Origin of the sequence: Amycolatopsis albispora (genome assembly GCF_003312875.1) — a bacterium.
Classification (GTDB): Bacteria; Actinomycetota; Actinomycetes; order Mycobacteriales; family Pseudonocardiaceae; genus Amycolatopsis; species Amycolatopsis albispora.
In genome coordinates, this window is record NZ_CP015163.1 from 5,357,513 (window position 1) to 5,382,587 (window position 25,075).

24 protein-coding genes, 1 tRNA gene and 1 pseudogene are annotated in these 25,075 nt (G+C 69.6%); 13 read left to right on the forward strand and 13 right to left on the reverse strand.

The features are described from left to right. The first annotated feature begins 180 nt into the window (after nucleotides 1-180). Entirely contained in the window at nucleotides 181-1,620 is a 1,440-nt protein-coding gene (locus A4R43_RS25170; protein ID WP_236808258.1) for a tyrosine-type recombinase/integrase, read from the forward strand. After that, complete coding sequence (locus A4R43_RS25175; RefSeq protein ID WP_113694563.1) at nucleotides 1,614-3,833, forward strand: tyrosine-type recombinase/integrase; 2,220 nt, start codon at nucleotides 1,614-1,616, stop codon at nucleotides 3,831-3,833. The genes A4R43_RS25170 and A4R43_RS25175 overlap by 7 nt, the downstream gene beginning before the upstream one ends. Before the next feature lie 11 nt (nucleotides 3,834-3,844). On the opposite strand, the gene A4R43_RS25180 is transcribed toward A4R43_RS25175, so the two are convergent. Genes A4R43_RS25180 through A4R43_RS42895 form a run of 3 tightly spaced genes read right to left on the reverse strand, consistent with a single transcriptional unit; the run spans nucleotide 3,845 to nucleotide 5,230 of the window. Continuing rightward, the gene (locus A4R43_RS25180; protein ID WP_113694564.1) at nucleotides 3,845-4,072 is read right to left on the reverse strand and encodes a hypothetical protein; all 228 of its coding nucleotides are present in this window, start codon (nucleotides 4,070-4,072) and stop codon (nucleotides 3,845-3,847) included. A 42-nt stretch (nucleotides 4,073-4,114) separates the two neighbouring features. After that, nucleotides 4,115-4,894, reverse strand: a complete 780-nt coding sequence (locus A4R43_RS25185) for a hypothetical protein (RefSeq protein ID WP_162788593.1) — start codon at nucleotides 4,892-4,894, stop codon at nucleotides 4,115-4,117. A 3-nt stretch (nucleotides 4,895-4,897) separates the two neighbouring features. Continuing rightward, on the reverse strand, nucleotides 4,898-5,230 hold the full coding sequence (locus A4R43_RS42895; RefSeq protein WP_162788594.1) for a hypothetical protein: 333 nt from the start codon (nucleotides 5,228-5,230) through the stop codon (nucleotides 4,898-4,900). A gap of 101 nt (nucleotides 5,231-5,331) precedes the next feature. Between A4R43_RS42895 and A4R43_RS25190 the strand changes: the two genes are divergently transcribed. The 5 genes and pseudogenes from A4R43_RS25190 to A4R43_RS44160 all read left to right on the forward strand — a co-directional run. Then, a complete protein-coding gene (locus A4R43_RS25190) occupies nucleotides 5,332-5,880 on the forward strand; it encodes a VUT family protein (protein WP_113694566.1) in 549 nt (182 codons plus the stop codon). After that, the gene (locus A4R43_RS25195; protein WP_113643329.1) at nucleotides 5,877-6,773 is read left to right on the forward strand and encodes a deazapurine DNA modification protein DpdA family protein; all 897 of its coding nucleotides are present in this window, start codon (nucleotides 5,877-5,879) and stop codon (nucleotides 6,771-6,773) included. The genes A4R43_RS25190 and A4R43_RS25195 overlap by 4 nt, the downstream gene beginning before the upstream one ends. Before the next feature lie 25 nt (nucleotides 6,774-6,798). Next, entirely contained in the window at nucleotides 6,799-7,539 is a 741-nt protein-coding gene (locus tag A4R43_RS25200; protein WP_113694567.1) for a recombinase family protein, read from the forward strand. Between the two features lie 649 nt (nucleotides 7,540-8,188). Then, nucleotides 8,189-8,449 (forward strand): recombinase family protein, encoded by a 261-nt coding sequence (locus A4R43_RS42900; RefSeq protein WP_147263895.1) that lies wholly within the window; start codon nucleotides 8,189-8,191, stop codon nucleotides 8,447-8,449. Beyond that, a pseudogene (locus A4R43_RS44160) lies at nucleotides 8,446-9,540 on the forward strand (recombinase family protein); the annotation flags it as partial. The gene A4R43_RS42900 and the pseudogene A4R43_RS44160, both read left to right, overlap by 4 nt. 685 nt (nucleotides 9,541-10,225) lie before the next feature. On the opposite strand, the gene A4R43_RS25210 reads toward A4R43_RS44160, so the two are convergent. From A4R43_RS25210 to A4R43_RS25230, 5 genes are all read right to left on the reverse strand, one after another. Then, nucleotides 10,226-10,298: transfer RNA gene (locus tag A4R43_RS25210), tRNA-Ala, on the reverse strand. 52 nt (nucleotides 10,299-10,350) lie between these two features. After that, nucleotides 10,351-11,187, reverse strand: coding sequence for a divisome protein SepX/GlpR (sepX, locus tag A4R43_RS25215; RefSeq protein WP_113694568.1), 837 nt, complete (start codon nucleotides 11,185-11,187; stop codon nucleotides 10,351-10,353). 150 nt (nucleotides 11,188-11,337) lie between these two features. Further along, a complete protein-coding gene (locus A4R43_RS25220; protein WP_113694569.1) occupies nucleotides 11,338-11,994 on the reverse strand; it encodes a GNAT family N-acetyltransferase in 657 nt (218 codons plus the stop codon). Nucleotides 11,995-11,998: 4 nt separating this feature from the next. After that, nucleotides 11,999-13,306, reverse strand: coding sequence for a molybdotransferase-like divisome protein Glp (gene glp / locus A4R43_RS25225; RefSeq protein WP_236808259.1), 1,308 nt, complete (start codon nucleotides 13,304-13,306; stop codon nucleotides 11,999-12,001). Then, entirely contained in the window at nucleotides 13,303-14,208 is a 906-nt protein-coding gene (locus A4R43_RS25230; protein WP_113694570.1) for a UTP--glucose-1-phosphate uridylyltransferase, read from the reverse strand. Before A4R43_RS25230 ends, glp begins: the two co-directional genes overlap by 4 nt. Before the next feature lie 24 nt (nucleotides 14,209-14,232). On the opposite strand from A4R43_RS25230, the gene A4R43_RS25235 reads away from it, so the two are divergent. From A4R43_RS25235 to mscL, 4 genes are all read left to right on the forward strand, one after another. Next, nucleotides 14,233-14,838 (forward strand): 5-formyltetrahydrofolate cyclo-ligase, encoded by a 606-nt coding sequence (locus A4R43_RS25235; RefSeq protein WP_113694571.1) that lies wholly within the window; start codon nucleotides 14,233-14,235, stop codon nucleotides 14,836-14,838. 90 nt (nucleotides 14,839-14,928) lie between these two features. Further along, nucleotides 14,929-15,273 (forward strand): FmdB family zinc ribbon protein, encoded by a 345-nt coding sequence (locus tag A4R43_RS25240; protein WP_113694572.1) that lies wholly within the window; start codon nucleotides 14,929-14,931, stop codon nucleotides 15,271-15,273. Nucleotides 15,274-15,407: 134 nt separating this feature from the next. Beyond that, on the forward strand, nucleotides 15,408-16,028 hold the full coding sequence (locus A4R43_RS25245) for an SAF domain-containing protein (RefSeq protein ID WP_236808260.1): 621 nt from the start codon (nucleotides 15,408-15,410) through the stop codon (nucleotides 16,026-16,028). 34 nt (nucleotides 16,029-16,062) lie between these two features. Further along, the gene (gene mscL, locus A4R43_RS25250; RefSeq protein ID WP_113694573.1) at nucleotides 16,063-16,491 is read left to right on the forward strand and encodes a large-conductance mechanosensitive channel protein MscL; all 429 of its coding nucleotides are present in this window, start codon (nucleotides 16,063-16,065) and stop codon (nucleotides 16,489-16,491) included. Between the two features lie 2,316 nt (nucleotides 16,492-18,807). Here mscL and A4R43_RS43420 read toward each other — a convergent pair. Together A4R43_RS43420 and A4R43_RS25255 are read right to left on the reverse strand one after the other, a co-directional pair. Continuing rightward, on the reverse strand, nucleotides 18,808-18,960 hold the full coding sequence (locus A4R43_RS43420; RefSeq protein WP_205215080.1) for a hypothetical protein: 153 nt from the start codon (nucleotides 18,958-18,960) through the stop codon (nucleotides 18,808-18,810). Next, entirely contained in the window at nucleotides 18,960-19,460 is a 501-nt protein-coding gene (locus A4R43_RS25255) for a MogA/MoaB family molybdenum cofactor biosynthesis protein (protein ID WP_113694574.1), read from the reverse strand. The genes A4R43_RS43420 and A4R43_RS25255 overlap by 1 nt, the downstream gene beginning before the upstream one ends. A gap of 128 nt (nucleotides 19,461-19,588) precedes the next feature. Between A4R43_RS25255 and A4R43_RS25260 the strand changes: the two genes are divergently transcribed. Continuing rightward, on the forward strand, nucleotides 19,589-20,626 hold the full coding sequence (locus A4R43_RS25260; RefSeq protein WP_162788595.1) for an NAD-dependent epimerase/dehydratase family protein: 1,038 nt from the start codon (nucleotides 19,589-19,591) through the stop codon (nucleotides 20,624-20,626). 11 nt (nucleotides 20,627-20,637) lie between these two features. Beyond that, nucleotides 20,638-21,915: a cytochrome P450 gene (locus A4R43_RS25265; protein ID WP_113694576.1), complete on the forward strand. Its 1,278-nt coding sequence runs from the start codon at nucleotides 20,638-20,640 to the stop codon at nucleotides 21,913-21,915. On the opposite strand, the gene A4R43_RS25270 is transcribed toward A4R43_RS25265, so the two are convergent. From A4R43_RS25270 to A4R43_RS25280, 3 genes are read right to left on the reverse strand one after another with little or no spacing between them, the layout of a single operon-like run. Beyond that, nucleotides 21,912-22,949 (reverse strand): sensor histidine kinase, encoded by a 1,038-nt coding sequence (locus A4R43_RS25270; protein WP_113694577.1) that lies wholly within the window; start codon nucleotides 22,947-22,949, stop codon nucleotides 21,912-21,914. The two genes, A4R43_RS25265 and A4R43_RS25270, sit on opposite strands and share 4 nt — an antisense overlap. Then, nucleotides 22,946-23,653, reverse strand: a complete 708-nt coding sequence (locus tag A4R43_RS25275; RefSeq protein ID WP_113694578.1) for a response regulator transcription factor — start codon at nucleotides 23,651-23,653, stop codon at nucleotides 22,946-22,948. The genes A4R43_RS25270 and A4R43_RS25275 overlap by 4 nt, the downstream gene beginning before the upstream one ends. Nucleotides 23,654-23,661: 8 nt before the next feature. Further along, a complete protein-coding gene (locus A4R43_RS25280) occupies nucleotides 23,662-24,975 on the reverse strand; it encodes a hypothetical protein (protein WP_113697866.1) in 1,314 nt (437 codons plus the stop codon). Nucleotides 24,976-25,075 lie beyond the last annotated feature (100 nt).

Below are 25,075 nucleotides of genomic sequence, written 5' to 3' on the forward strand. Positions count from 1 at the left end.
TGCCTCTCGCTCGGCGCCGGAGTCCAGAGCAGCGCCGTCCTGCTGCTGGCCTGCGAGGGCGTGATCCCGCGCTTCGATGTCGCGCTGTTTGCTGACACCGGCTGGGAACCACGCGCGGTGTACGCGAACCTCGCCCGGCTCCGTGCGCACGCGGCGAAGTTCGGCATTCCGGTGCGCACGGTGTCGGCGGGCAACATCCGCGACGACGCGCTCGACCCGGCCCACCGGTTCGTGTCGATGCCACTGCATGTCCTCAACCCCGACGGCAGCCGTGGCTTGGCGCGTAGGCAATGTACTAGCGAGTACAAAATTTCGCCGCTGAAGAAGACGGCACGCGAACTGCTCGGCTACCCGCATCCACGACGGGTGCCGCGCGGGGTGTACGTCGAGCAGGCCATCGGCATCAGCACCGACGAGTTCACCCGCGCGAAGGACTCGGGCGTGCGCTACCTGCGCAACGTCTTCCCGCTGATCGACCTCGGCTGGGACCGCACGCGGTGCGCCGACTATCTCGCCGAGCGCGGGTTCGGCGAGACGGTGAAAAGCGCCTGCGTCGGGTGCCTTATGTGGAATCTGAGCTGGCTAGGTTGCCAGTTCATGATCACAGTGCAGTGGGAGCGCTATCCCCTGGTAGACCAGCATCCTGAAGGCCGTCGATGGTTGCAGTTCACAGCGAACATCGGGCGAGCCTGGAACACGGTGGACGCCTACGGACGCGCGGTGGATGACCATCTCGCGTTCTGCTTGACGATCGGCACCAGCCCGGAAGCGGCGCGGCCGGATGTCGTCGCGGCGTGGATCGGTGACATGCATCAGCGGCCGAACCGGAACGGCGGCGTCGGGCTGGCGAACTCGACCATCCAGGTACGGATCATTGGTGTCCGGTCGTTCTACGATTTCCTTGTCGAGGAAGGGATCCGGGAACGCAACCCGGTCCGGCGTGGACAGTCCAGCCGCCGAGGAGGTCAGGCGAGGCAGGGCTTGGTACGGCGGGTGGAGAAGGCGCCGTGGATCCCGAACGACCATGCCTGGGACCGCATCCTGCGGGCGTGTGAGCACGAGCCGGTGCGCAACCGGCTGATGGTGACCTTCGCCTACGACGGCGCGCTGCGCCGCGAGGAGCTGGTGTCGCTGGAGCCGGGGGACCTGGAACCGGCCTGGTCGTTGATTCACCTGCGGGCGGAGACGACCAAGTCCAAACGCGCCCGCGAGGTGTCCTTCGGCACCACCTCCGCGCAGCTGCTGGTGGCCTACCTGCGCCAGCGCGGCGAGCTGTTCGGCCGAGTCGACAGCGGCCTGTTCCTCAGCGAGTCCCGCCGCAACCGCGGCGAACCGCTGGGCCGATCGAGCTGGTCGAAGATCGTTACCGGCGTCGCGAAACGGGCCGAGGTTCCGCAGCTGTCCACCCACACCTTCCGGCACCTGCGGCTGACCGACCTGGCTCGCGCGGGGTGGAGCATCGACGAGATCGCCCAGTACGCCGGTCACCGTGACCTGTCCACGACGCTGAAGTACATCCATCTGTCCGGTCGGGAACTGGCCGCCAAGCTGCACAAGGCCACCCGCTCGTTGCAGGCTGACCGCGAGCGCCGTCTCGCCGCTCTGGTGGAGGCATGGTGACCGCGCGGAACGGCGAGCTGACCGTCACCGAGCGGGAGGCGCTCGCCAAGACCTACGACCAGCCCTGCCCTCGGTCGAGCCAGGCGCGCAGGCTGGTGCTGCGGAGGCTGCTGGAGCCGATCAACGAGGTGACCGGTCACTGGGGCGAGAAGAACGCCGCCCGCGTCTGCAACAGCGTACTGGGCCGGGTGCACAAGGAACAGCGGCCGTACTGGCGCTGGGATGAGGCGACCTGGATCGACCTCGCCGAGCAGGCCGGAGTCTCCAGCGACCGCGCGCAGCGCGCGCCGGTGATCGCCGTGGCGCACCTGCTGGGCCTGCACCGCAGCTTGCACCACCATGTGCAGGTTCAGGAATCGAGGGTTGCCGACCTGGTGTTCGGCCGCGACGCGTTCCAGGTGGTGTTGGCCGAGGTGATCGACACGTTGCGCTCGTGGGACGCGTCCCAGCACACCGTGGTCGGCCAGATCCCGGCGGCGTTGAGCGACCTGCTGCTGGTGACCGGCACGCCGCGCCTGCAGGACATCACCGAGCAGCGGATCCGCGAACTGGCCGAGCGGTATCCGGCAGGTGCGCGGCGGCGCGGGCTGATCAAGATTTCGCGGGTGCTCGCGCACAAGGGCATCATCGCCACGGCGCTGCACGGTAACGACACTCAGCGCGGACCGCGGCCGGACACCCTGGCCACGGTGCCACCGAGCTGGCTGGCCTGGGCGCAGCGCTGGCGAGACCTGTCCACTCATGAGCCGGGCACGATCCGCGGGATGTTCTCGGTGATCCTCATCGCCGGACGCTGGGCGGCCGAGAAACACCCCGAGGCGCTCGAACCGCAGCTGTGGACCCGCGATATCGCCGCCGAGTACGTCGCCGACACCCTGCACGCGGTCCACGGGCAATGGGCCGGGCACAACCGCAACACCACCAAGCGCGGCCAGCCGCTGACCGCCGTGGGCAAGGTGCAGCGCATCGACAGCCTGCGCGGGTTCTTCTCCGACTTGATCGAGTGGGAGTGGATCAAACCCAGGTTCGACCCGCGCAAGGCCCTGGCCGGACCGCTGTCGGTGCGCGCCCAGATCGGCCCGAATCCACGGATCATCGACGAGGTCTCCTGGGCCAAGCTGATGGCCGCCGGGCTCACGCTCAACAGCGAGGACCTCAACGAATACGGCACCCCGCGGGCCAAGGCCACCGCCGATGGCCGGCGGTTGTACTACCCGATCGAGATGGTCCGCGCCCTGGTCGGCGTGTGGCTGTTCGCCGGGTGCCGCATCGACGAGATCCGCCGACTGGACGTCGACTGCATCGACCGGGACGAGGGCCGCGACGACAAGACCGGGGAGACCTTCCCGATCTGCCTGCTGCGAGTGCCGCAGAACAAGACCTCGCGGCCGTTCTCCAAGCCGGTCGACCCGATCGTCGGCCAGCTCATCGATGCGTGGAAGCACGTCCGGCCGTCGCAACCCAAGATCGTGGACCGCAAGACCGGTGAGCACCGCGAGTTCCTGTTCTGCGTCCGCGGCGAGCAGATCGGCCGGGCCTACCTCAACGACACCGTGCTGCCCGCGCTCTGCCGCAAGGCCGGTATCCCCGAATCCGACTCCCGAGGAGCGCTGACCAGCCACCGCGCCCGGTCCACCATCGCCACCCAACTACTCAACGCACCTGAGCCACTGTCCATTGCGGACCTGAAGGAATGGTTGGGGCACAAGCACTTCTCCAGCACCCGGCACTACGCTGCGATCCTGCAACGCCGACTCACCGCCGCCTACCGCAAGGCCGACTACTTCGCCCGCAACGTGCGCACCATCCAGGTGCTCATCGACCGGGAGACCATCCTGTCCGGCGGCGCGACCGATGGTGAGCAGCCGTGGAAGTACTACGACCTCGGGGACGGGTACTGCACCTACGACTTCTTCGCCAAATGCCCGCACCGGCTCGCTTGCGCCCGCTGCCCGTTCTACCTGCCCAAGGAATCCAGCGCCGGGCGCTTGCTCGAAGTCAAAGACGGCGTCGACCAGATGCTCGAACGCCTCACCCTCACCGACGACGAACGCGCCGCCCTCGAAGGCGACCGCGACGCCCTCGCCACGCTGGCCGAACGCCTCGCCAAAGTCCCCACCCCCGCCGGGCCTACACCGGAGCAACTCGGCACAGATCGCGCGTTCGTCGCGCTCACCACCGTTCAGGACAGCCTCACCGGAGGACGACCATGAACACCCCACCACTACTCGGATCCAGGCCCGAACAACACCTCGCCGTCACTGCCACCGAGCAGAAGCGTGAACCGGTTGAGATCGTTGCGCAGCTGGCGGGTGTCGTAGGCGCGGTTGCCGACGAAGCTGCTCAGCGACTCGTCGACGTGATCGGCCTCGGTGGCAAGCCAGTCGTGGACGAACTGAAACAGCTCGACGAGCTCGGCCGCGTCGCCGATGTCCAGATTTACAGAGGGCATGATGGGCACAATCCTTGGTCAGGGTTGGCTGAAGGTTGGGGATCAGCCAGACGAGTCTGTGCCGGACTCCTGCTGGCCAGCGGGCAACGGGATTGGGACAGTGGTCTGCCCGCCGGGATGTTCAACGACCAGGGTGAGAGCGCGTGCTTGTTCCGGTGGGCCTGGTTCAAGCGTGCACCTCTCGACAAACAAGACGTGCGACCCCGATCCACCCCCGCCTCCGCCTCGATACTGGGTTCCGACATCATCCCACCCGCGCCAGCGCACACCTGGTCCGAACCGTTCTCGCATCCGACGCGCATCGATGTCGACATGCGCGAGATTCAGCGCGAGGAAGGTCGACCACACCTCCAGGATCACCAGATTCGCCGTTACCTCCCCGATCGTGAGGCTGCGTCCCACCAACGGAACAATGTGGCGCAGTACGGGAGTGGGCGGATCTTCGATTGCCCGCCGCCACTCGGGTCGCTCAATGCCCACTCGCCTGGCCACAGCCTCGCCGCTGCTCGTGGCCGACGTCTCCTGTCGCACGACCGTGAGCCAACCGGAACGCTGCAGGGTCACCTCCAGGTCGGCGAGGATCTGCTCGGCCTCCTCCTGACGGAGTGCCCCCGCGGCCACCAGCCCGATCGCCACCCCACGGATCTCAAACCGGTTGAAGCTATTTTGCCTGCCGAGTGCCGGCTGTCCCTTGCCCGCTCCCAGACTGTCGGCAATCAGCTTCTCCAGATATCCACGCCCGTCCATACCGTCATCCTGCACCACCGAGAGCGGGAAACGGGCCTCGTTCTGCGAAGTCTCGTGTCGCTGGAGCAGAGGCAAGGATCATTGCCCGCCTTGTCTCGGCAGCAGCGGCCCGGTCGAACCAATCGACTCCCAACCAGCGTCACCCTCGCGCGACAGCACAGCAGGCGGGCACATCGTTACCGGATATTCGCAATAACTTGCCCATTCCACGGCAACGCGGGCTGACGCTGGCTGCGCGACAACGACCCCGACGGCTGGGCCGAGGCGGTCGAGTTCGACAAAGCCATCCGCGACGGCTACCCGCACGCCACGACTCAAGGTCAGCAATTGCGCGGGCAGTACTTCTTGCACCGGTCTTGTCGACCACTCGGCGAAGTCGACCTCGACCCGCCCGCTCTCGGAAAGCGGCACCTGCGGCTGGTCTCCACCAAGGCGGTGGAGGAGGACGATCCCGACGGCTGCTCGCCGTGGTCGTGCCGGTCCGGCGCACCGGTCACTGTGGAGCGTGCGGCATGACCGGGCTGCCGCGCTCGCCCGCGACGGCGGGGCACGGGCTCGTCTGGGCGGGTCTGGCGGTGTCGGCCGCCTACGTCGGCTCGGTGGTGATGGCGAACTGGGCCTCCACGCACTGGTCGGCTCTGCTCGTCAGCTCGCTGATCGTGCCCGCCGGCACGCTGTGGGCCGGGGTGACGCTGACGCTGCGAGACCTGCTGCACGAGACCCTGGGCACGTCGGGCGTTCTCGCCGCGATCGTGGTGGGGGCGTGGCTGTCCTGGTCGTTGGCCTCACCGCAGATCGCCGTCGCGAGCGTTGTCGCGTTCGCCGTGTCCGAGTGCGTCGACTCGGTCATCTACGGCCGGATTCGGGGCCGGTCGCGGCTGGGCGCGGTCGTCGGCTCGAACGTCGTCGGGCTGGTGAGCGACAGCGTGCTGTTCGTGCCGCTGGCGTTCGGGTCCTTCGCCGCAGTGCCCGGTCAGATCCTCGGCAAGGCGGTCGCGACCGCGCTCACCGTTGCGGTGTTGCTGCTCGCGAATACCGCTCGGCGGGCGGTGTCACGATGAGGTTCTTCCTTGGGACCCATCAGCCGTCCTGGCTCGCCCGCGATCTCGGTGTCCCACTGTTGGTCTCCCACCGCAGGCTGGCCGATCGGCGCAGCCTTCCGCGCGCGAGCGCGCCGTGGGCGTGCGACTCCGGAGGCTTCACGGAGTTGTCGATGCACGGCAGGTGGCGCATCGACGAACGCGGCTACGTCGCGGCGCTTCGCCGCTACGCCACCGAGATCAGCAACCTCGCGTGGGCCGCGCCAATGGACCACATGACGGAGGCTCATGTCTTGGCACGCACCGGTGCGACGGTGCGCGTCCATCAGCACCGCACGGTCGCGAACTACCTGCGGCTGCGTGATCTCGCCCCCGAGTTGCCGATCATCCCCGTACTGCAAGGCCAGTCCATTGCGGACTACAACCGGTGCGCGGACTTCTACGAACGACACGGCGTCGATCTCGCCGCACTGCCGCTGGTCGGGGTGGGCAGTGTGTGCCGACGCCAGCACACCGCTGAAGTCGAGCAGATCATGCGGTCGCTGTCGGCTCGCGGGTACCGCTTGCACGCTTTCGGAGCGAAGGTGCTCGGGCTGGGGCGCTATGCCGACGCGATCTCCAGCAGTGACTCGGCGGCCTGGAGTTTCCGGGGCAGGTATGTGCCCGGCTGCACGCCCAGCCACCGCAGCGAATCCAACTGCCTGCGCTTCGCGCTGGCTTGGCACACCAGGCTTCTGACCTCCTTGCGCGCCGAAGAACCCGGCCATCAGTCCGACCGCGGGCCGACTTCCGCGCGCGGCAAGGGACCGCGAGCAGGCGGCCAGAGAACCGGACGCACCCGCCCTGGCTCGCCGCGTCCGCGCCAGGCCGGAGGCCGGACGGCCGCTCGCACGCAGAACTCGCGCGCCTCATAGCCCTTCACGGAATTGGAGAACCGCCATGCCTTCGAACACCACCGCGCAGGATGAGTCCGGCGACCGCATTCCGCGTTGGGCTGCGACCGCCGGCCGCCAGACTTTCGGGCAGCGCCTCACAGCGATGGGCGTCCGGCTGTTCGGGTCGGCGACGGAGCCGGACACCGGTGAGGTCACGCCGTCGTGGCGCGTGCGGCAGCACGTCCTGCGCGACTACCACGCCGCGAACCTTGTTGCGGCCCGCACCGTGTCCGAGGAATTGGTTCGCGCCGGTTTCAACACCGGAGACGTGCCTTATGGCTATCGCGCTCGGCGGGTCCGGGTCACTCCGGCGGGCCGACGAGCGCGCTGGCGCACTCGGCTGCAGATCGAACCGGTCGAAGCGTCCACGGTGCGGATGATTTTCGTGTGGAGGGGCGAGGATCGCTTGTCCACCACGGAGATCCGTCGCCGACTCGCCGCGTCCCGCTACCCCGCGCCGTTGGACCCCGAGACAGGCGAGCCAGGCGTGTGGACGGTGGCGATTGTGCGGGCGATCCTGCGTAACCCGAAGTACCTCGGCCGCCAGGTCTGGGGGCGCACCCACCACGGAAAGCCGACTCCGCAAGCTGACTGGGTCTGGTCGGAGGTGTGGGTGCACCCGCCGCTGGTGACCGCCGAGGAGTTCGCCGCCGCCGACCGGCGCTGGTGGGGTGTCCCCGCCTCGGCCGGGGCCAACGACTTCTCCGCGAATGCGCTGCCGCCCGACCAACGGCGGGCCGCGTGATGGCCACGAACCACTACCCGGACGGGTTGACGATCGAAGCCATCACCGCACTGCAGCGGGAAGTCGACGATGAACTCCGGCGGGAGGGCTACCCCGTTCCGCCAGTCCAGCAGGCGTTCGTGGCGGTCCGGCCAGCCCCGGCCCACAGGCTCCGGGCTGACCACTCGTCACCACGAGCCGAGGGCTCGCCTACGCGGTCGCTGCCGACCGGAGATGGCCCCGTCCGGAGCCCCCAGCGGTCCAGCGGACAACGAGTGCGCCCGGCCGACGACGTGGCCTCCCGTTCCGGGTCGGGTGACCTATGACTCCGCAGAGAAAGAGAAGGCAGAGAAAACGCCATCCCGCCAATTCTGGGGGCGTTGCGATCCGAGGCATTCGTCACGATCCGCCTGACATTCGCAAGCTCGCAAAAGTCATCGTGAGTCTCGCAACAACAGCAAGGCAAGACGAAGACGCGCCCGAAAACGACTCGTTCGGTACGCAAGAATCAAACGTTGCATCGGAAGAGCAGCAAATCGACCATTCGGAAGCGGCGTAAAGAATCACGGCACATCGAGGTAATATTTGAATTGAAAAAGGAGACGCCGACTTTCGAGCGGCAGCCATTTTGTGGCGATCTCCATTCCGAAATAGACGAGAAGAGCGTGGGATGACGGGCGCGAACGCAGAACCTTCCGGAAACTGGTGCAAAGGTGTTTTCTCCGCAACGCTATCGGCGGCCTCGACCGCAGCGGAGCCGAAGCTTCGGGTCGTCACCTACCGGCGTATGGCATCAGACGCCCCGGCCACGGCTGCCTCCCTGGACGCGCAGCGCGCGGCGTGCCAACGCCTTATCGAAGAGCTCGGCCTGCACCTCGTTGACGTGTTCATCGAGCCCGAGCACTCGGCGACCGAGACGAGCGCGCGATGACCAGTGCATACGACGATCTCGTCGACGAACTGCTCGGGGATGACGCTCTCCCTGCCGTCCTATCGACGGTCGCCGAAGCGGTGGAGCCGGGAAGCCGGGCAGTGATCTATCTGCGGGTGTCATCGGCTGGCCAGGTCAAGAACGACTACGACCCCGAAGGTATCTCGATACCCGCCCAGCGCGTCAAATGCCAGCGCAAAGCCGAGCAACTCGGCTTGACGATCATTGATGAATACGTCGAGCCTGGTCGCACAGCGACCGAGATGTCGAAGCGAGTCGAGTTCCAGCGGATGCTCACGCGAGTTCGCAACGCGGGCGACGTCGACTACATCATCGTCTACAAGCTGTCCCGGATGGCGCGGAACCGGCTCGACGACGCCATCGTCATGGCCGATCTCCGTAAGCGCGGGGTCACCCTCGTGTCGGCCACCGAGTCCATCGACGACTCGCCGGTCGGTCAGCTCATGCACGGCATCCTGGCCACCTTCAACGAGTATCAGTCGCGGGAGTCCGGCGCGGACATCGCGTACAAGATGAAGCAGAAAGCCAAGAATGGCGGCACGATCGGCCGCGCGCCGCTGGGCTACCTCAACGTCCGAGACCGGTTCGACGGCCGCGAAATCCGCACCATCGCCGTCGACCCCGAACGCGCGCCCTTTGTCCAGCTTGCTTTCGAGCTCTACGTCACCGGTGACTACTCGTTGGAAGACCTGTCCGACGAGCTCTACGATCGCGGCCTGCGCACCCGGCCCACCGGTCGCCATCCCGCCAAGCAAGTCTCGATCAACAAGCTCTCCATGATGCTGCGAGACCGCTACTACCTCGGATACGTAGAGGTCGATGGCGAGGAGGTCCAAGGCCGGCACGAGCCACTCATCGACGAGGACCTGTTCGATCGCGTCCAGGATCTCCTCGAATCCCGCTCCACGGCAGGAGAACGCCGCCGCGAGCACCCCCACTACCTCAAGGGCTCGTTGTTCTGCGGACGCTGCAAACGAGCGGGCATCACCCAGCGGCTGATCGTCCAGCACACCGTCAACTCCCGAGGCAGCGAATACACCTACTTCTTCTGCCGCAACAAGCAGAACGGCAGCTGTGAAGCACCGCACATCAACGTCGCCCTTATCGAAGACGCCGTGGAAAACCACTACGCCACGATCCGCTTCAGCGCCAAGTTCGTCGCCACCGTCCGCGCCGAAGTCGCCCGCACCATCGACGAGCAAGAAGCGTCCGAGCGACTGCTCCACAAACAACTCACCACCGAGTTGCAGGCGCTGGACACCCGCGAAGAGAACCTCATCGAACTGGCGGCCGACTCCACCATCGGGCAGGACAAGATCAAGACCAAGCTCCGCGAGATCGCCCGCCAGCGACGACGCCTCGGCGAACGCCTCACCACCACGACCGAGAACCTCTCCGACAGCGCCCGGCTCATCGAAGCCGCGCTCACCTTGCTGGAGAACCCCCAAGAGCTCTACCGCCGCTGCGACGAACAGCAACGCCGCATGCTCAACCAAGCGATCTTCCACAGCATCTACGTCGATGACGACCAGATCGCCGACCACAGCCTCCGAGAGCCCTTCGCACATCTGCACGCCGTCCAGAGCGACTGGCAGACCACCGACGTGACCGTGCCGGAGCCACGAACCGACACCCGACCCCGAAATGCCAAAAGGGCCGCCTCCCAAAAGGGAGGCGGCCCCGTGGCTACCAACGGTCTTCAGGTCCTACTACGTGGCGTTGTTTCGGTGCCGTGTTCTAGTAAGACCCCTAGGGTGGAGCTGAGGGGAATCGAACCCCTGACCTTCTCGATGCGAACGAGACGCGCTACCAACTGCGCTACAGCCCCTGAAAGCTCGTTCAGCATAACAGTGGCTGTTCGCTGCCCGAGCCGGGGGGTCCTATTCGCCGGCTGCCCGGCGGAAGGACCGCTGACCTGGGTCGTCGAGTTCGTGGAAGGCCGGGTCCTCGTCCTCCGGGTCGACCACGACGGCGTGCCGGCGCAGGCGCGAGGTGGGCGACGGCTTGCGCTCCGGGATCTCCCGCCGCGGCGGTCGTGGCGGCGCGGCCACCGGGACATCCGCCTCGTCCTCGTCCTCCCGTACCGGGCGCCGGGTGACCCGCGTGCCCGCGTTCAGCCGCGACGACCGGCGCTGCCGGATCTCGTTCTCGATCCGGACCTGGCGGCGCAGGTACGCGAGGTACCCGACGAGCACCAGGTCGACCGCGCCGTGCGCCCACCACACCAGCGGCGTCAGGAACGCGGCCAGCGCGGCGGTGACCACGGCCAGCACGAGCAGGATGACCACCACGCGCTGCCGGTAGGCGTACTTCGCCCTGGCCGCGATCTCCGCGGCCTCCGGGTCGTAGCCACCCCGGCCCGGCCGGTACTGGCGGCCGCCCTCGCGCGGCTGCGGCAGCGGCGGCAGGTCGCGGCCCGCCGGCGCGGGCTCCACGTCGTCGAGGTCGTCGAGATCGTCCACCTCGTCTTCGAGTTCGACATCGACCTCGTCGAACTCGTCGTCGGCGTCCTGGTCGTCGCGCGCCTGCGGCTTGCCGGTCTCGGACATCGCGAACTCCTCTCGCCCCTCGTGGCGTGTGCTCCCGCTCCGCACGACCCTGGCGGCCAACGCGGAGTCGGCGGTGCGCGCGATCTCCTGGCGCTTGCGCGCGATCATGGGAACGAGGACGACGAGCCATGCCGCGGCCAGCGCGACGATGATCAACGAGCTTGGCATCTCCCGTCACCTCCCCCGACGTGAACTCCTACGTTCGTCACGTTAGTCACAGGAGTAACAGATCTCCGGAAGGCTCGCCGGGTTCAATACCGGAACTTGTCACTGAATTAGGTGAAAACAGCCCGATGTGGTAACGGGCGACCCGCGCGGTCACGCGTAGTCAGCGTGTCCGGCGGCGATCAGCCGGGCGGTGAGCCCGAGGCCGGTTTCCTCGGCGGTGATCCCGAAGAGCAGGTGGTCGCGCCAGTCGCCAGCCACGTCGAGATAGCGCTGGAGCAGGCCCTCCTGCCGGAACCCGGCTTTGGTCAGCACCCGGATGCTGGCCGTGTTCTCCGGCCGCACCGTCGCCTCGATGCGGTGCAGCCCGGCGACGCGGAACGCGTGGTCCACCACCAGCGCCACGGCCGCGGTGGCCACGCCGCCCCGAACGGCCGAAGTGGACACCCAGTACCCGACCCACGCGGACCGCAGCGAGGCCCTGATCACATTCCCGACGGTGATCTGCCCGGCGAACTTGCCGTCCACGGTGATCGTGAACGGCAGGCACTGCCCGCGCCGGGCCAGCGAGCGCAGCGCCGACCACTGCGGGGGCCACGACCACGTCGAATTCCGCTCCGCCCAGGTGCCGGTGCCGGTCGGCTCCCACTCCTCCAGGTGCGCGCGATCCCGCAGGCGCGCCCGGCTCCACTCACCGCCGTCGCGCAACCGCACCGGCCGCACGGCGACCAGGCCGGCCTTCACCCGCAGCGGGCCGAGCTTCGCAGGCCAGCCGGGGTGCCTGCCTTCCACGCCGTAGAGCTGCGACACCCGCTCAGCCGCGCTGCGCCAGGAAGGTCACCTTGACCTCGTCGCCAGCGGCCACCTCGGTCAGGTCCTCGTCGATGTTGATCAGGCAGTTCGCCTCCGCCAGCGAGGCCAGCAGGTGCGCGCCGGAGGTGCCGAGCGGCTGCACCAGGTACTCGCCGTTGCCCTCGTCGCGCAGCAGCTGCCCGCGCAGGAAACCCTTCCGCCCCTTGGTGGAGGTGATCGGCGACAGCAGCCGCGCGCCGACCATGCGGCGGTGCGGGTTCCGCGTGCCGCGTGCCGCGCGGATCAGCGGGCGCACCAGCACCTCGAAGACCACCAGCGCGCTCATCGGGTTGCCGGGGATCAGGAAGGTCGGCACCGCGTCCGGCCCGAGCCTGCCGAAGCCCTGCACCGAGCCCGGGTGCATGGCGACCCGCGTCAGGTCGATGCGGCCCAGCTCGGACAGCGCCGCGTGCACTTCGTCACCCGAGCTGCCGCCCGCGCCACCGGCCACCACGACCACTTCGGACATCAGCAGCCTGCCCTCGACCACCTCGCGCAGCCGTTTCGGGTCGCTCGGCACGATCCCGACGCGGCTCACCTCCGCGCCGGCGTCGCGCGCCGCGGCGGCCAGCGCGTACGAGTTCACGTCGTAGACCTGCCCGACCGACGGCGTGCGATCGATGTCCACCAGCTCGTCGCCGACGGACACAATGGACACCCGCGGTCGCGGGTAGACCAGCACCTTGGCCTTGCCGACCGCGGCGAGCAGGCCCACCTGCGCCGAGCCGATGGTGTCGCCCTGACGCACCGCGACGTCGCCGATCTGCACGTCCTCGCCGGTCCGCCGCACGTACCCGGCCGACGGCACCGGCTTGTGCACGGTCACCTTGGCGTGGTGGTCGTCGGTGTAGGCGGTCGGCACCACGGCGTCGGCGAGCGTGGGCAGCGGCGCGCCGGTGGCCACGCGCACGGCCTGACCTGGCTGCAGCCGGCGCGGCTGCCGCGACCCGGCCGGGATCTCGCCGACCACCGGGAGTTGCACCGGCTCCTGCCCGGCGGTGCGCACGTCCACGCTGCGCACCGCGTACCCGTCCACAGCCGCCTGGTCGAAGCCGGGCAGCGCGTGCTCGGCGACGACCTCCTCGGCACACAACAGTCCCTGCGCTTCCGAGATCGCCACCCGGACCGGCCGCGGGCGCACCGCGGCTTCCAGGGCAAGGGCGATCTGGGCGTCGACGGAGCGGAACTCGGCGAGTTCCTCGGCGACACCCTCCGCGGGCGCGGCGGGGTTCGGCGCGTCGGGGACGTCAGGCGCGTCTGGGGCGGTCATCGGCTCGCGTTCTCGATTCGTTCGGTCAGCCAGGTGCGCAGCGACGGCCCGTACTCGGGGTCGTCGAGCGCGAAGTCGACGGCTGCCCGCAGGAAACCGCCGGGGTTGCCGAGATCGTGCCTGCCACCGCGGTGGACCACCACATGAACCGGGTGACCCTCCTCGATCAGCAGGGCGACGGCGTCGGTCAGCTGGAGTTCCCCGCCGGAGCCGGGGGTAATCCGGCGCAACGCGTCGAAAATGGCCCTGTCCAGCAGGTATCGCCCCGCCGCGGCGTAGGTGGACGGGGCGTCTTCCGGCTTCGGCTTCTCCACCATGCCGTGCACGCGCTTCACATCGGGGTCCTCCGTGTCGGTCACGTCGAACACCCCATAGGGGGAGATCTGCTCGCGCGGGATGTCGAAGGCGCACAGCACGCTGCCGCCCTCCTTCGCGCGCACCGCGGCCATCCTGGTGAGCACTCCGGTCGGCAGCACGAGGTCGTCCGGCAGCAGCACGGCGACCGCTTCGTCGTCGTCGTTCAGGTTCGGCTCGGCCTGCGCGACGGCGTGGCCGAGGCCCAGCGCCTGCTTCTGGATCGCGACGTCGACGTCGAGCAGGGCAGGCGCCCGGCGGATCTTGTCCAGCAGTTCGGTCTTGCCCTTGGCGGACAGGGTTTCTTCGAGTTCGGGCGCGGACCGGAAGTAGTCGACCACCGATTCCTTGCCAGGGGAGGTGACGATCACCAGGCGCTGCGCGCCCGCTTCGGCGGCCTCTTCGGCGACCAGCTCGATGCCCGGCCGGTTGACCACCGGCAGCAGCTCTTTCGGCACGGCCTTGGTGGTCGGCAGGAATCGGGTGCCCAGCCCGGCGGCAGGCACGATGGCGGTTCGGAACGTCTGCGTGGTTTCGGCGCCCGTCATGGGCGCAAAGCCTAACCTGAGCTGGTGCGAGCAGTGGGCAATGAGCACCTGAGCAAGGCGGAGTGGCGCGAACGGCTGACGGCGGCGCGGTCGGCGGTGCCGATCGCGCGCCGGGTCGCCGAGGCGAGCGCGCTGGCCCGCTTCGTCGCCGGACTGCCACCCGCGGAGACGGTGTGCGGTTACGTGCCCTTCGGGTCGGAGCCGGGTTCACTCGCGCTGCTCGACGTGCTGCGTAATGCGGGTTCACGGGTGCTGCTGCCGGTCGTTCCAGCCGAGCCGGGGCCGCTGGACTGGGCCGAGTACACCGGCTCCGCGTCGCTGGCCCCCGGCCGGTTCCGCGGCGTGCTGGAACCTGTGGGGGCCCGGCTCGGCGCGACCGCGGTCAAGCAGGCCACGCTGGTGCTCGTACCCGCGCTCGCGGTCGATCACCACGGCGTCCGGCTGGGCCGGGGCGCCGGGTTCTACGACCGTTCACTCGGTGCCGTTTCGCACGCTGACCTGGTGGCGATCGTGCGTGACGAGGAGCTGGTGCCGCGGCTGCCCGCCGAACCACACGACGCCCTGATGACCGGCGTGCTGCTGCCCGGCCGCGGTTTTGTCCGCCTTCCGCTCGCGCGGCCAGGGGTGTGACGAAGGCTGGTTTGCGTTCGGGGAATGATCTGAAGCACAATTGGGTTAGCACTCTTGAGTCCCGAGTGCCAATGCCCCGAAGGAGCAGCTGTGCCCACGTACCAGTACGCCTGCAAGGAGTGCGACCACCGCTTCGAGGCGGTCCAGTCGTTTTCCGACGACAGCCTGACCGAGTGCCCGCAGTGCACCGGCCCGCTGCGCAAGCTCTACGGTGCGGTCGGCGTGATCTTCAAGGGCAGCGGTTTCTACCGCAACGACTCGCGCTCCGACTCGAAGTCCTCGTCGAGCAAGTCCGGCTCGAAGCCCGCTGAGACCTCGGCGACCTCGGCCAAGAGCGACTCGTCCAGCTCTACTTCTTCGACCACCTCCTCGGCGTCGTCGTCTTCGTCGTCCTCCTCTTCATCTACCACGACCAAGGCCGCCGCCGCTTCCTGATCCACCGAGTTGTCCACAGGCGCCCACTTGTCCACAGGCGCCCCGCCAACCGCTGGCTCCCCCGCACCCCCGCGCCATAACGTCCCCACCGCGGGGGATCACCAAGCCGATCCCCCACCGGCAACGGGGGAATCGTGCAACTCTTCGAAGATCTCTTCACGCGGCTGAACGCGCTGGTCAGCGGCCATCGCCTCCGGAAGGCGCTGGCCGCGCTGCTGGCGCTGACCGCCATCGCGCTGGCCCTGGCCCCGGTGCTGCTACCGCGCGGCCCGTCTGGCGAGCCCACCCTGGTCGCCGCCCGTGACCTGAGCGCGGGCACCCTGCTGACCGCGGCTGATACCAAAGTCATCCACATCCCGGCCGAGCTGCGCCCGGCGGGCGCGCTGTCCGGCCAGGGGCCCGAGCGCATGCTGGCCGGGGCCGCCAGGGCGGGTGAGCCGCTGACCGATGTGCGCCTGGTGTCCCCTTCGCACGGTCCGCCCGGCACGTCCACGGTGCCCCTGCGGCTGGCCGATCCGGGCGTCGCCGAGCTCCTGCATCCCGGCACGCGGGTGGACGTGGTGGCCGCGAACGAACATCGTCGCCAGCTCGCCTCCGCGGTGACCGTGGTCACGGTGGTCACCTCGGCGGGTGAGAGCAGGTCACGGCCACATTCGGCGAAAGGCCCGCTCGTGCTGGTCGCGGTGCCTTCGGAGGCCGCCACGCCCCTCGCTTCCGCCGCGCTCGACGGGCCGGTAACCGTTACGCTCCGGTAGCGTTTTTTGTCCCTGCTGGAAAGGAGAAACCCCCGTGCTCAAAGGCTTCAAGGACTTCTTGATGCGCGGCAACGTCGTCGAGCTGGCCGTTGCGGTCGTCATCGGCACGGCCTTCACCGCGATCGTCACCGCCTTCACCACCGGCCTGATCAAGCCGTTGATCAACGCCATCGGCGGGTCGGATGCCGCACAAGGCCTGGGTTTCTACATCTTCTCCGGCAACCAGGGCACGTTCATGGACCTCGGCGGCGTGATCAACGCCGCGATCAACTTCCTGATCGTCGCCGCGGTGGTCTACTTCCTGTTCGTGCTGCCGCTGCAGAAGGTGCAGGAACGCCGCAAGCGGGGCAAGGAAACCGGCCCGGCCGAGCCGACGGATGTCGAGCTGCTGAAGGAAATCCGCGACCTGCTGCGCCAGCAACAGCAGTCGGCCGACACCCGCGACCGCACCCCGCGCCCCTGACCCCTCTCTCCGGTCCCCACTCCCCACCCAGACCCCAGCCGCCGCCCCAGCGCCGCCGCCAGCGACGGCCATCCCGCGACCTGCTGCGCCAGCAACAGCAGTCGACCGACACCCGCGACCGCACCCCGCGGCCCTGACCCCTCTCTCCGGTCCCCACTCCCCACCCAGACCCCAGCCGCCGCCCCAGCGCCGCCGCCAGCGACGGCCATCCCGCGACCTGCTGCGCCAGCAACAGCAGTCGACCGACACCCGCGACCGCACCCCGCGGCCCTGACCCCTCTCTCCGGTCCCCACTCCCCACCCAGACCCCAGCCGCCGCCCCAGCGCCGCCGCCAGCGACGGCCATCCCGCGACCGACTGCCAGTCGATGCGGAAGGTGGCGCCGGGGCACGGGTGGATCAGCACCTGCCGCCCGGGGTTCCAGGCGGGATCGAAGTAGAACCGCCGTTCGTGTGCCCAGCCGGGCAACTCGGCGCGGACTCCCCACACACGACAGGCTCCCTGCAAGCAATAGCACGCACCCAGCCAACATCCAGGCAGGCGCCTTCCTCAACGACGGGTGGGGCGCCTGCGACAGTCGGCACCAACCGACAACCGCACGCCAGCCGACGAACAGGCCACCCACCAGGGCAAGCATCCGATGCCCAGCCCAGAGCCGACACCCGGACTGCAGCCGAGCCCTGGCCGCAGCCGCCACCGGACCGCAACCGGGCCCTGGCCGCATCCGCCGCCCAGGCTGCCGACGACGAGTCGCGCGACAGGCGACCAACCTGCCAACCCACGACGGCAGACACCCGATGCCCAGCCCAGAGCCGACACCCGGACTGCAGCCGTGCCTGGCCGGAGCCAACACCGGACCGCAGCCGGACCCTGGCCGCATCCGCCGTCCAGACTGCCGACGACGAGCCACGCGCCAGGCAACCAACCTGCCAACCCACGACGGCAGACATCCGACGCCCACCCGGCGTCGGACACCCGGACTGCAGCCGAGCCCTGGCCGCAGCCAACACCGGACCGCAACCGGACCCTGGCCGCATCCGACGTCCAGGCTGCCGACGACGAGTCGCGCGACAGGCGACCAACCTGCCAACCCACGACGGCAGACACCCGACGCCCAGCCCAGAGCCGACACCCGGACTGCAGCCGAGCCCTGCCGCAGCCGCCACCGGACCGCAACCGGACCCTGGCCGCATCCGCCGCCCAGGCTGCCGACGACGAGTCGCGTGACAGGCAACCGGCCTGCCAACCACGACGGCAGACATCCGACGCCCACCCTGCGTCGGACACCTGGACTGCAGCCGGGGCCGGGGCTGCAACCGCCGTGAGGCTGCCGACGACGGGCCGCGACAGACGACAAGCATTCGACCAACGCGACACCAAGCGCGACCCACAGCTCGGCGATGCTGTGCGGGCGGATCGGGTGCTCGGCACAGACCGGCTCGGCGGTGCCGAAGCGGATGTGCAGCTCGTCCGGGCTGAGCTCGGTCAGCAACGCCCGGCCGACGGAGATGCACGCCGAATGCCGTCCGCTGCCCGCCAGCTAGAACGGGTGCCCAGGCGACACCGAGAAACAGTTCAGCACGCCGTTTCCCGCAACACGCACAGGTGCGTGGCCTCCGCGACCTCGGCAGCCAGCGGTGCATCACCGGTTCGGCCTGCCGCTCCAACCGAGCCTCCGCATCCGGCACCCGGCGTGCACCCCACGCCAGGGCTGGAGGCGAGGTCCAGCTTCCAGGCACCTCGGCCCGCGACCGACGCTCTGACTGCAGCCGCGGCCCAGTCCACGGCGGCGGACGTGCCGGGGTTGCAGGGTGACGGGGGGCACGCCAGCTGGGCGGGTCGTGCACCGCGGTGTAGGGCAGGCCGTTCATCCAGACGAGCCGACAGACAAGCCACCACGACGGCAAGCCTCCGCGTCCAACATGCATCGGGCTGCCTGGCTGCAGGCGGCGGGCATACGACGATCCGGGCGCTGACTACCCGCCGGACAAGGGGGCAGCAGGCGGCCTCACCAGACCGGCAAGTTCCGCGGGTAACCAGGGCTCGGCCAGCTAGTGGCCTCGGCAGGCCACAACGGCGGCAGCCAGACAACTTCGGTGGCCAGACAACTTCGGTGGCCAAATCGACGCAAATAGGACCAACCGGGCCAAATAGGGCTGGTAGGGCACCAGCCTGGTCCTGAACCTGGCAGAGCATGCCACCGCTCCGGCCCCAAAACCCTGTCCAGGCCGCCACCTACCTGCCCGACCGTCGAAGGCAACGCGGACAAAAAGGACGCCTGCTCCACGCACACAGGAGCAGGCGTCCAGAAAGCGGTCAGCGGTCGTGGTGGGGTGGGCGGTTTTCCTCGTACCACGCATCCTGGTCGCCGCTGGGTTCCTGGGGGCGTTCGTCCGAGGTGGTCTCCGGCAGCACGTCGCCGAAGATTTCCTCCAGGCGGCGGCGATCCGGATCAGCAGGCGAAGACATCAGGACTCGTTCAGCCCGGACAGCTCGTCGATCACGTAGGGCACCAGCGCCGAAAGCGTCGCCATGCCGTCGCGGACGGCGGCCCTCGAGCCCGCCAGGTTGACCACCAGGGTGCTGCCCGAAACGCCGACCAGACCACGCGAAATCCCGGCGTCCACCGCGCCCGCGGCCAGGCCGGAGGAACGCAGGGCCTCACCGATCCCCGGGATCGGGCGGTCCAGCACACCCGCCGTCGCGTCCGGGGTGACATCGCGCGGCGACACGCCCGTCCCGCCGACGGTGACCACCAGGTCCGCCCCGCCGATCACGGCCGTGTTCAGCGCGTTCCGGATGGCCACGGTGTCGGCGTGCACCACCACGGTGCCGTCCACGATGAACCCGGCCTCTTCCAGCAACTCGGTGACCAGCGGACCAGCGGTGTCGTCGACCTCGCCGTGGGCGGCACGGTCGTCCACGATCACCACAAGGGCACGGCCCAGCCGTTGTGCACTGCGTTCCATGTGCCCACCGTAGCGCGAACCCGCCGCGGACGATCACCACGCAGCCCGGGCGGGCAATTGTGACGGAAGCCTGACGGCCACCCCGCAGCGCTGCCCCCGGCACCCCCGGCCGCCCTAGCGTGATCCGGGTGCGAGTACTCATCACCGGCGGAGCCGGGTTCATCGGGTCCCACATCGCCGATCAGCTGGCCGCCCGCGGCGACGAGCCCGTCCTGCTCGACAGCCTCACCCCGACCGCGCACCAAACCACCCCCGAATACACCCGCGACCACGAGTTCATCCGGGGCGACGTCACCGATCTGCGCGCCGAACAACTCGACGGCTTCGACGCCGTCTGCCACCAGGCGGCGATCGTCGGCCACGGGGTCGATCCGTCCGACGCGCCCGCCTACGCCTGGAACAACGACTACGGCACCGCCGTCCTGCTCGCCGCCATGCACCGCGCGGGCATCACCAAGCTGGTGCTCGCCTCCTCCATGGTCGTCTACGGCGAGGGCCGCTACGCCTGCGCCGAGCACGGCACCACTCCGCCCTCGCCCCGGCACCAGTCCGATGTGGACGAAGGCAGGTTCGAGCCGCGCTGTCCCCGCTGCGGCGAGGAACTCGAATCCCGCCTGGTGCCCGAGGACGCGCCCCTGAACCCCCGCAGCACGTACGCCGCCACCAAGCTCGCCCAGGAGCACCTCGCCGGCGCCTGGGCCCGCCAGACCGGCGGCCAGGTCTGGGCGCTGCGCTACCACAACGTCTACGGCCCGCGGATGCCGCGGAACACCCCGTACGCCGGCGTCGCCTCCCTGTTCCGCTCGGCACTCGAACGCGGCGAGGCCCCGACCGTGCTCGAAGACGGGCGGCAACGGCGCGACTTCGTGCACGTGGACGACATCGCGCTGGCCAACGTCCGGGCCCTCGACACCGATCCGCCCGAGGAGATCACCGCGGTCAACGTCTGCTCCGGCGTGCCCCACACCGTCGGCGACCTGGCCACCGAGTTGGCCCGCGCGTGCGGCGGCCCGGAGCCGCGGATCGTCGGCGGGGCGCGACCGGCCGACGTGCGGCACGTGGTCGCCGACCCCACGCTGGCCGAGAAGGTGCTCGGCTTCACCGCCCGCGTCGGCTTCACCGAGGGCGTCGCCGACTTCGCGACCGCGCCGCTCCGAAGCGCGTAATCTCGAACGGCATGACGGCGGCGACGACCACCCAGCTCCGGACCGTGCGTTACCCACCCGGCGAACTCCTGCTCAGCCTGCACGCCCGCTTCGGCCCGGCGATCCGCGTCGGCCCGAAGTTCGCCTACCTGCTCGGCCCCGAGGCCAACCAGTTCGTCTTCGCCAACTCCCACCTGTTCAGCTGGCGTGAGGCGTTCGACCTCCTCGTCCCGGTGGACGGCACAACCGCGCTGATCGTCAGCGACGGCGACGACCACCGGCGACGGCGGCGGCTGGTGCAGCCCGCCCTGCACCTCCGCCAGATCGACCACTACCTGCGGATCATGGCGGCCACCGCCGACGCCACCATCGACGCGTGGCGCCCCGGCCAGGTGCTGGACCTCTACCAGGAGTTCCGCGCCGCGATCCGGCGCAGCACCATCCAGTCGCTGTTCGGCGCGCGGCTGGCCGGCGCGGCGGACTTCTTCGGCACCGAGCTGCAGCCGCTGCTCGACCTGATCGACCGCCTGCCGCAGGCGGTGGACCTGCACCGGCGCCTGCGCACCCCGCTGTGGCGGCGGGCGATGGCCGCCCGCGCCCGCGTCGACGAGCGGATCTACGCCGAGATCGCCAGAGCCCGCGCCGGGGAGTCCGAAGTGGACGATCATGCGCTGGCCACCCTGGTGCGCGACGGCGAACTCAGCGACCTGGAGGTCCGCGACCAGGTAGTGTCGCTGATCGCCGCCGGGTACGAGACCACCAGCGCGGCGATGGCCTGGGCGCTGTACGCGGTGCTCGGCGACCCCGCCACCCGCGAGCGCGCGGCCGCCGAAATCCGCGACGTGCTCGGCGAACGGCCGCCGGATCGCGAAAGCCTCAAGGCCATGCCGTTCCTCACCGGCATCGTGCAGGAAACGCTGCGCCTCTATCCGCCCGCGGTGGTTTCCGCGCGAAAGGTGGTCGAGGGCTTCGAGTTCCACGGCAAGCGCTTCCGGCCGGGCACCCTGCTGCTGTACAGCCCGTACGTCACACACCGGCTGCCCGGGCTGTGGGAGGACCCGCTCGCCTTCCGCCCGGACCGCTGGCGCGACGGCAAAGCGGGCCCGCACGAGTTCCTGCCGTTCGGCGGCGGCCCGCACCGGTGCATCGGCGCGACCATGGCGACCACCGAACTCGCCGTCATGCTGGCCCGCGTGCTCGCGCGCGCCGACCTCCGCCTGCGGCCGCAGCGCATGCGGGCCACCAGCCTCGCGGCCATGCGACCCCGGGACGGGCTGGTCGCCGAAGTGGGCCCAAGCCAGGTCGGCTAAGCCAGCGGCAGGTGCACCTCGAACCGGCAGCCCGGTCCGTGGTTGCGGACGAGGATCCGCCCCCGGTGCGCCTCCACCAGGCCCTTCGCGATCGCCAGCCCGAGCCCGCCGCCCGCACCATCACGCTCGGGCGTGCGGGCGCGGGTGCCGCGGAAGGCGACGTCGAAAACGCGTCCGATCTCGTCCTCGGGAATGCCACCGCAGCCGTCATCGACGGCGATCAGCGCCTCCGAGCCGGCCACGCCGATCTGCACCGCGACCGTGCCGTCCGGCGGGGTGTGCCGGATCGCGTTCGACACCAGGTTCCGCACGATCCGCGCCAGTTCCGGATCGCTGCCGCTGACCACCGGCGACGCCTGGGCGTGCGCCTCGACGCGCACGCGTTTCCGGTGCGCCACCGGAGTTTGCGCGGCGATGGTGTCGCTGACGACGTCGCGCAGCTGCACCGCGGACATGGTCAGCCGCAGCGCGCCCGCGGTGATCCTGGACAGCTCGAACAGGTCGTCCACCATGCCCGACAGCCGCGTGCTCTCGCCGCCGATGCGCTGCGCGTACCCGGCAACCTCGGCGGGTTCGGAGACCACCCCGTCCGCCAGCGCCTCGGCCATCGCGCGGATGCCGGCCAGCGGGCTGCGCAGGTCGTGGCTGATCCAGGCGACGAGTTCACGGCGCGACGCCTCCGCCGCGCGCTCGCGTTCCCGCGCCTCGCGTTCCCAAACGCTGCGCCGCGCGATGGCCCGGCCGAACACGATCGCGCAGGGCACCACCACCACCGCGACCAGCAGGCACACCAACACCATCGTGGTCAGCGTCGAGTTGAACATGAACCCGCTGACGCCGAGCACCCCGGTCAGCGTGGCGACCAGCGGGATCAGCACCAGCACGGTCAGCGTGGCCGCCAGTGAACCGTGCCGCAGCCGGTACAGCACCAGCCCGCCGAGCACCACCGCCGGCAACGCGAACAGCAACGCGAACGGCAGGATGTGCCACGCGTGCGTGAGCATGGCACCGAAGGATTCGTCGGGTTCGATCATCGTGACGCCACCGGGTCGTAGCGGTAGCCGACGCCCCACACCGTGGCCACCCGGACGGGTTTCGCTGGCTCCGGCTCGATTTTCTCGCGCAACCGTCGCACGTGGACGGTCACCGTGGACTGGTCGCCGAAGTCCCAGCCCCAGACCTTCTCCAGCAGGTCGGTGCGCGAGAACGCGGTGCCGGGATGGGTGAGGAAGAAGGCCAGCAGGTCGAACTCGCGGGCGGTCAGCGGCAGGTCGACCCCGCCGAGCGTGGCGTCGCGCGCGCTGGTCCGCAGCACCAGGTCGCCGTCACGCAGTTCCTCGGCGGGTGCCGCGGGACGGCTCGGCAGGCGCGCCCGGCGCAGCACCGAGATCACCCGCAGCGCCAGCTCGCGCGGGCTGAACGGCTTGGTCACGTAGTCGTCGGCGCCTAGTTCGAGCCCGGCGATCCGGTTCTCCTCCTCGCCGAGCGCGGTCAGCAGCACCACCGGCACCTGGCTGATCTGCCGCAGCCGGCGGCACACCTCCAGCCCGCTGATCCCCGGCATCATCACGTCGAGCACCACCAGGTCGGGCGCCCGCTCGGCGAACACCCGCAGGCCCTCCTCGCCGGTGCCCGCGACCTCGACGGCGAACCCGGCGACCTCCAGGTACCGGCGCACCACGTCGCGCACGGTCTCGTCGTCGTCGACCACGAGCACCCGCCCGCTCTCCTGCGTCATGCCAGCTCCTACCAGTAGGTGAAGACCAGATGGTTCACCACGAGCGCGGTCACCGCCTGCGCGGCCAGCCACCAGCGCCTGCCGGGTGCGGGCAGCAGCGCCGCGGCGGGCAGCAGCCACACCGCGAACGGTAACCAGATCCGCTCGGTTTCGGCCTTCGAAAGCCCCGAAAGGTCCGCGAACGCGACCGCCAGCAGTGCCGCGAGCCCGAGCAGCACCACCGGATCGGACCAGCGGCCGGCGATCGTCCGCCGCGCCCCGGCGACCAGCGCCGGGCCCGCCGCGATGGCCAGGCAGGCGAGGTTCGCCCACACCCAGTAGCCGTACGGCCGTTCGCTGGCGATGCCCTGGTAGTACCGCTCGACCACCAGGTGGTAGCCGTCCAGCCACCAGAACCCGGCCAGCGCGAAGATCAGCACCACGGCCAGCGCACCCGACAGCGCCAGCGCGAACGTCCGCCAGCTGCGGACCACCGCCATGGCGAGCAGCCCGAGCAGTACCAGGCCGTACGAAAGGAAGATCCCGAAGCCGAGCACGATCCCGGCGGGCAGGGCCAGCAACGGCCGCTGCCGGGCCAGCGCCAGCAACGCGATTCCGGTGGCGGTCACCCCGGCGAACAGGCCGTCGGCCGAGACTCCCACCCAGATCGCACCCGGGAAGAGCACGGCGAACGGCAGCATCGCGCGGGCCGCCTCGGGTCGCCCGAGCGCCGCGACGGTCACCGGCACGGCCACCACGAACAGGCAACCGACCAGGACGCAAACGATTGCGGCCCAGGTGCCGCCACCGAGCCCGAGCCGGTCGAGCCAGACAAAAACCAGGGTCGCGCCCGGTGGATGCCCGGACACGTGCGTGGTCCACGAATCCGGCTGGAAATCGAGAATGCGGGAGGTGAATTCACGCAGCATCACCGGGATATCGGTGATGCCGGGGACCTCACGCAGGTATTCGTGCTCGCTTTCGAGCCGACCGGAGAATCCGGTGCGGAACCCGTCGATCAACGCGAGCGCCATCGTCCAGCTGACCGCTACGCCGTAACCGAGCGCGAGCAGCGGGCGCCAGGAAAGCCGTTCGGACAGCGCCGGACCCCACATCACCACCGCCGCGGCGATCAGGACGGCAAAAAGCGAACCCGGGCCGACGCGTGGCAGCCAGTCGCCGTAGAGCGGTGGCGCGAACGCAAAAATGACCACGCCCGAACCGGGGCGGTTGAAGTAGAGGCCGAGCGCGGTGCCCAATGCGACCAGTACCGCGGCCACGCCGACGGCCAGCAGATCACCTCGGGACGCCACGGATTTGCGCGGCAGGACGTCGACCACCAGCGCACGGTAAGCCCGACGGCACCGGCGCGTCGAGCGTTCGCGGTGGTTCGTCACCAGCCGGTAAGAACCTCGCCGCTGTCACAGTTTGGTAAGCACAGCA